At 61.3% G+C, this 6,185-nt stretch carries 6 protein-coding genes; all 6 read left to right on the top strand.

Going from position 1 to position 6,185, the window contains the following annotated elements; genetic code table 11:
* The first annotated feature begins 179 nt into the window (after positions 1-179).
* On the top strand, positions 180-1,313 hold the full coding sequence (gene hybO, locus AACS24_RS02170; RefSeq protein WP_108572229.1) for a hydrogenase 2 small subunit: 1,134 nt from the start codon (positions 180-182) through the stop codon (positions 1,311-1,313).
* Positions 1,314-1,315: 2 nt separating this feature from the next.
* Positions 1,316-2,338 (top strand): hydrogenase 2 operon protein HybA, encoded by a 1,023-nt coding sequence (gene hybA, locus AACS24_RS02165; protein WP_108572228.1) that lies wholly within the window; start codon positions 1,316-1,318, stop codon positions 2,336-2,338.
* Positions 2,331-3,518, top strand: a complete 1,188-nt coding sequence (gene hybB / locus AACS24_RS02160) for a Ni/Fe-hydrogenase cytochrome b subunit (protein ID WP_033115848.1) — start codon at positions 2,331-2,333, stop codon at positions 3,516-3,518. Before hybA ends, hybB begins: the two co-directional genes overlap by 8 nt.
* Positions 3,515-5,218: a hydrogenase 2 large subunit gene (hybC, locus tag AACS24_RS02155; RefSeq protein ID WP_108572227.1), complete on the top strand. Its 1,704-nt coding sequence runs from the start codon at positions 3,515-3,517 to the stop codon at positions 5,216-5,218. The genes hybB and hybC overlap by 4 nt, the downstream gene beginning before the upstream one ends.
* Positions 5,218-5,748, top strand: a complete 531-nt coding sequence (locus tag AACS24_RS02150; protein ID WP_108572226.1) for a HyaD/HybD family hydrogenase maturation endopeptidase — start codon at positions 5,218-5,220, stop codon at positions 5,746-5,748. Before hybC ends, AACS24_RS02150 begins: the two co-directional genes overlap by 1 nt.
* Positions 5,730-6,185, top strand: a 456-nt coding sequence (hybE, locus tag AACS24_RS02145; protein ID WP_108572225.1) for a hydrogenase-2 assembly chaperone, incomplete at its 3' end; no start/stop codon positions are given. The genes AACS24_RS02150 and hybE, both read left to right, overlap by 19 nt.

Below are 6,185 nucleotides of genomic sequence, written 5' to 3'. Positions count from 1 at the left end.
TCACAGAACAGCAATTATCCCTTTGGGGGTAAATGTTTTTGTTTGTGATATGACGCGCCCTGTAAATAGGTTCAATCCCTGTGGAATTGATAGAGATCAATACTGAGGGGGAGGTGAGTCCTTAGCATTTCCGCTGTTAAGCATTTATCAGACAAGTGCTCACTACGGGAATAAGAAGAATGGTCGAGGATAATTTTTTATCGGCTCATGGGATTAATCGCCGTGATTTTATGAAATTGTGTGCCGGGATGGCCGCAACCCTGGGATTAAGTCAGAATGCCGTCGCCAAGATGGCCACTGCGCTCACCAGTCCCGAGCGGCCGCCGGTGATCTGGATAGGGGCGCAGGAGTGCACCGGCTGTACCGAGTCGCTGCTGCGGGCCACGCACCCCACCATCGAGAACCTGATCCTCAACACCATTTCGCTGGAGTACCACGAGGTGCTCTCGGCGGCCTTCGGCCATCAGGCCGAAGAGAACAAGCACAATGCCATCGAACGCTACAAGGGCAAGTATGTGCTGGTGGTGGACGGCTCCATCCCGCTCAAGGATGGCGGAATCTACTGCATGGTGGCCGGTGAACCCATCGTCGACCATATTCGCCGCGCGGCTGCCGATGCGGCTGCCGTCATCGCCATCGGCTCCTGCGCCGCTTGGGGCGGGGTGCCCGCCAGCGGCGGCAACCCGACCGGTGCCGTCAGCCTGGAGGAGGCCCTCGGCAACCTCGGCACGCCGATTATCAATATCCCGGGCTGCCCGCCCAATCCCCACAACTTCCTCACCACGGTCGCCTACTACATCACCTACGGCAAGCTGCCGGCGCTGGATGCCAAGAAGCGGCCGCTGTTTGCCTATGAGCGGCTCATCCACGAAAACTGCGAGCGCCGTCCGCACTTCGACGCAGGGCGTTTTGCCAAGGAGTTCGGTGATGAGGGTCACCGGCAGGGCTGGTGTCTCTATCATCTGGGCTGCAAGGGGCCGGAGACCTACGGCAACTGCTCGACCCTGGAGTTCTGCGATATCGGTGGTGGCATCTGGCCCGTTGGCATCGGTCATCCCTGCTACGGCTGCAACGAACAGGGTGTCGGTTTCAGCAAGGGGATCTTCCAGCTTGCCAAGGTTGAGAATCCGACCCCGCGGGTCAACAAGCCCGATGTGGCCATTCAGGAAGGGGGTCATATCTCTCCCACTTCCACCGCGCTGATCGGCGGAGCCCTCGGGGTGCTGGTCGGGGTGAGTCTGATGACGGTGCGTGAACTCGGTCGCCAGCAGAAGCGCCATGAAGCCGGGCAGCATCCGTCACGGGAGGAGTGACCGTGAACAGACGCAACTTCCTCAAATTTGCCTCCGTCGGCGCGCTCGCAGCCGGGGCCACCGTGCCCGGCACCGCCCTGGCGGCTGCCAAAAACAAGCCACCCATTCCCGGTGCGCTTGGCATGCTCTACGACTCCACCCTCTGTGTCGGCTGTCAGGCCTGCGTGGCAGAGTGCCAGCGCCTTAACGGCAACCCGGCCAATCCGGCCGGCGAGCAGACCTGGTCCAACAACGACAAGCTGAGCCCCTGCACCAACAACATCATTCAGGTATGGAAGAGCGGCGCGGGCGAGCACAAGGATCAGCTGGTGGATGGCTACGCCTACATCAAGAAGCAGTGCATGCACTGCGTCGATCCCAACTGTGTTTCCGTCTGCCCGGTGCAGGCCCTTAAAAAAGATCCCAAGACCGGCATCGTTCACTACGACCCGAGTGTCTGTACCGGTTGTCGTTACTGCATGGTGGGCTGCCCGTTTGACGTGCCCAAATATGACTACGACAACCCGTTCGGGGCGATCCACAAGTGCGAGCTCTGCAACCAGAAGGGGCTTGAGCGGATTGATCAGGGCAAACTGCCCGGCTGTGTCGAGGTATGCCCGACCGGCGCCGTCATCTTCGGCACCCGCGAGGAGCTGATGGCCGAGGCCAGGCGTCGCCTGCTGGCGACCCCGGGCAGCGAATATGCCTACCCGCGCCAGACCCTCAAGGCCAACGACCCCTATCTGCACGAGGTGCCCAACTACCAGCCTTACGTCTATGGCGAGAAGGAGGGGGGCGGCACCCAGGTGCTGGTGCTGGCCGGGGTGCCCTACACCAAGCTCGACATGCCCGATCTGCCGGAGCTCTCCTCCGGTGCGCGCTCGGAACATATCCAGCACACCCTCTACAAGGGGATGGTGCTGCCGCTGGTGGTGCTGACCGGTCTCTCCGTGCTTATCCGTCGCAACACCAAGAACGGTCACGAGCAGGGCAAGGAGACGTCGGTCGATCAAGGCAAACAACAGGGGGGCAAGGATCATGAGTAACCACAAGGCACATCCCCTTGGCGGCAAGCTGGTCAGCTGGCCGGTGCTGGTGCTGGCACCCTTTGCGGTGCTGTGCGGCATGCTTATTCTCAAGCGCCTCATCTTCGGGTTGGGCTCGGTGACCGATCTGAACGGGGGTTATCCCTGGGGTCTCTGGATCTCCTTTGACCTCTTGATCGGCACCGGTTTCGCCTGCGGTGGCTGGGCGCTGGCCTGGGCGGTTTACGTTTTCAACCGGGGCGAGTATCACCCGCTGGTGCGGCCGGCCCTGTTGGCGAGTCTGTTCGGTTATTCGCTGGGTGGCCTCTCCATCACCATCGACGTCGGCCGTTACTGGAACCTGCCGTACTTCTACCTGCCCGGTCACTTCAACACCTCCTCGGTGCTGTTCGAGACGGCGGTCTGCATGACCATCTACATCGGGGTGATGGCGCTGGAGTTTGCGCCCGTGCTGCTGGAGAAGTTCGGCTGGAAAACCTCCATGGCGCGGCTTAACAAGATCATGTTCTTCATCTTGGCGCTGGGGGCACTGCTGCCCACCATGCACCAATCCTCGATGGGCTCTTTGATGATAGTGGCGGGGGAGAAGATCCATCCGCTCTGGCAAAGCTATGAGCTGCTGCCGGTCTTTTCGCTTCTGACCGCCTTCATCATGGGCTTTTCCATCGTGGTGTTTGAGGGCTCTCTGGTGCAGGCGGGGCTGGCGGGGCGGGGCCCCAACGAGAAGCCGCTCTTCTACAAACTGACCCAGGTAATCGACATCTTCCTGATCCTGTTTGTGGCGCTGCGCTTTGCCGAAATCGTCATCCATGACAAGTCGGAATACCTTTCCGAGTTCAACCGCTACTCCATTCTGTTCTGGAGCGAGATCGCGCTGATGATCTTCCCGCTGCTGGTGTTCCACTGGGACAAGAGCCGCCGGGACTCGCGCATGCTCTTTCTGGGGGCCCTCAGCATGCTGCTGGGCGCAGCCCTCTGGCGACTGGATTACTCCCTGATCGCCTTCAACCCCGGCAATGGCTACCACTATTTCCCCTCCGCGACGGAGGTGCTGATCTCCCTTGGCTTTGTTGCCATCGAAGTGTGTGCCTATTTGCTGCTGATCCGGCTGTTGCCGGTACTGCCATCACTTGAACGTGTTCACCAAGATTATCAGGCCCGAGGGAAAGCCAACGTATGAGCCAACGTATCACCATAGACCCCATCACCCGTATCGAGGGTCACCTGCGTATCGACTGCGAAATCGAAGGCGGCGTTGTCACCAAGGCCTGGTCGTCCGGCACCATGTGGCGCGGGATGGAGGAGATCGTCAAGGGCAATGACCCGCGCGATGCCTGGATGATAGTGCAGCGTATCTGCGGGGTGTGTACCTCCATTCACGCCATCGCCTCGGTGCGGGCGGTGGAGAACGCCATCGGCGCCAAGGTGCCGGTCAATGCCCAGTACATCCGCAACCTCATCATCGCGGCCCACAACATCCACGATCACATCGTCCACTTTTACCAGCTCTCCGCGCTGGACTGGGTGGACATCACCGCGGCCCTTGAGGCCAATCCGCAAAAAGCGGCGGACATGCTCAAGGGGGTATCGACCTGGTCCCTCAACAGTGCCGACGAGCTGACCAAGGTGCAGGATAAAATTCGCGCGCTGGTAGCGAGCGGCCAGCTTGGCATCTTCGCCAACGGCTATTGGGGCCACAAGGCGATGAAGTTGAGCCCGGAGGTGAACCTCATCGCCGTGGCCCACTACCTGCAGGCACTGGAGTGCCAGCGCGATGCCAACCGCATTGTCGCCATCCTCGGCGGTAAAACCCCCCACATCCAGAATCTGGCGGTGGGCGGCGTGGCCAACCCCATCAACCTGGATGCGCCGAGCGTGCTCAACCTGGAACGGCTGCTCTACGTGAAGAGCTTTATCGACCGGCTCGGCGAGTTTATCGAGCAGGTCTACAAGGTGGATGCCGCCATCATCGCCGCCCACTACCCCGAGTGGCTGAACCTGGGGCAGGGGGCCAAGCACTATTTGAGCGTGCCGGAGCTCCCCACCGACGCCAACGGCGGCAGCTTCCTGATGCCGGGCGGCTATATCGAGAATGGCAATCTGGCGGGATATCGCCCCATCGAGAGCCATCAGGATGCTTGGCTGATGGACGGTATCGCCGAGAGCAACAAGCACGCCTGGTACAAGGATGATGCCCCTCTCAAACCCTGGGAGGGCAAGACCGAGCCCGATTACACCGGCTGGCAGGATGACGGCAAATACTCCTGGGTCAAATCCCCCACCTTCTACGGCAAGGTGGTGGAGGTGGGGCCGCTTGCAGACTTGCTGGTGAAGCTCGCCGCCAAGCACCCGGAGACGGTGGCACACTTCGACCAGCTGAACGGCCTCTACAAGGCGCTCACCGGCTCTGCCATCAAGACTGAACAGCTGCACTCCACCATGGGTCGCATCATCGGTCGCGCGGTGCGCTGCTGCGTGCTCAAAGATACCCTGTCACATCAGTGGAAGGCGCTGGTGGACAACATCGGCAAGGGGGACACCACCGCCTATATCAAGGCCGAGATCCCGGCGGATAAAGAGTTTCGCGGGGTGGGCTTTGAAGAGGCGCCGCGTGGCATGCTCTCCCACTGGATCGTCATCAAGGATGGCAAGATCGAGAACTATCAGGCGGTGGTGCCATCGACCTGGAACTCGGGCCCGCGCAACTTCAACGATGAACCCGGCCCCTACGAACAATCGTTGGTAGGCACCCCGGTAGCCGATCCGGCCAAACCGCTGGAAGTGGTGCGCACCGTCCACTCGTTCGACCCCTGCATGTCCTGTGCGGTGCATGTGGTGGATACCCAAAATGGCGAAACGACTCAGGTGAAGGTACTGTGATGAACACCCTGATCCTGGGCGTGGGTAACCTGCTCTTGAGTGACGAGGCCGTCGGCGTGCGCATCGTCGAGGCGCTGGGGCGCAACTACCGTTTCGCCCCCGGCATCGAGCTGCTCGACGGTGGTACCGCCGGTATGGAGCTGCTCGAAGCGATGGCCAGTCGCGATCACATCATTCTGGTGGATGCGGTGCGCAGCGGTAATCCGCCGGGCACAGTGGTGACCCTGAAGGATGAGGAGATCCCGACCCTGTTTGGCCGCAAGATCTCCCCCCATCAGCTGGGGCTGGCGGACGTGCTCTCGGCGCTGCACATGACGGGGGAGTCGCCAAAGCGGCTCACCCTGATCGGGGTCGAGCCCGAATCCCTCGAACCCCGCATCGGCCTCACCCCCGTGGTGGCGGCTGCCATGGGGGAGGCGACAGATCGGATCTTGACCCTGTTGGCTGCCGTTGGCGCGTCCGCGATTGCGCTCTCTGAGCAGGAGAAAGCTGAACAAGCACGGGAGGGCCTATGGCGCAGTCCCATTTAAGCGAGGCTGAGAGAGTGCTGGAGATAGTACCGGAGACAGCGCAGGAGTTTGCCGGTTTTGCCAGCAATCCCGCGCCTCTGCTGGTAGCCCAGTACGAGCGGATCGCTCGCGATGAGATGCAGGCGTTGCCCTTCTATCACGCCACCATGCCCATTGTGGCGGAGTGCACGTTGTTTGAAGGTCAGTGGCTCGGCTGCGTGCTCACCCCCTGGATGTTGAGCGTGGTGGTGCTGCCGGGGCCGGATCAGCTTTGGCCGGTTCGCAGCAGCAGCGATCGGCTCGCCCTGCAGCTCCCCTGCGGCAACATGACCTTTATGGTGGGTGAATTGCCCGAGACAGGACAGTTGCTGGCCTGCTCCCTGATGTCGCCGCTCGATCCCCATCTCGGGGCCGGGGAGGGGCGGGCGCTGGTGAGCAGCACCCTCAAGATGCTGCTC

This window comes from Aeromonas sp. HMWF016 (assembly GCF_963878195.1).
In the GTDB taxonomy this organism is placed as follows: domain Bacteria; phylum Pseudomonadota; class Gammaproteobacteria; order Enterobacterales; family Aeromonadaceae; genus Aeromonas; species Aeromonas lacus.
The sequence above is the reverse complement of the archived record's forward strand: the minus strand, read 5'-3'. Positions and strand labels throughout refer to the sequence as shown.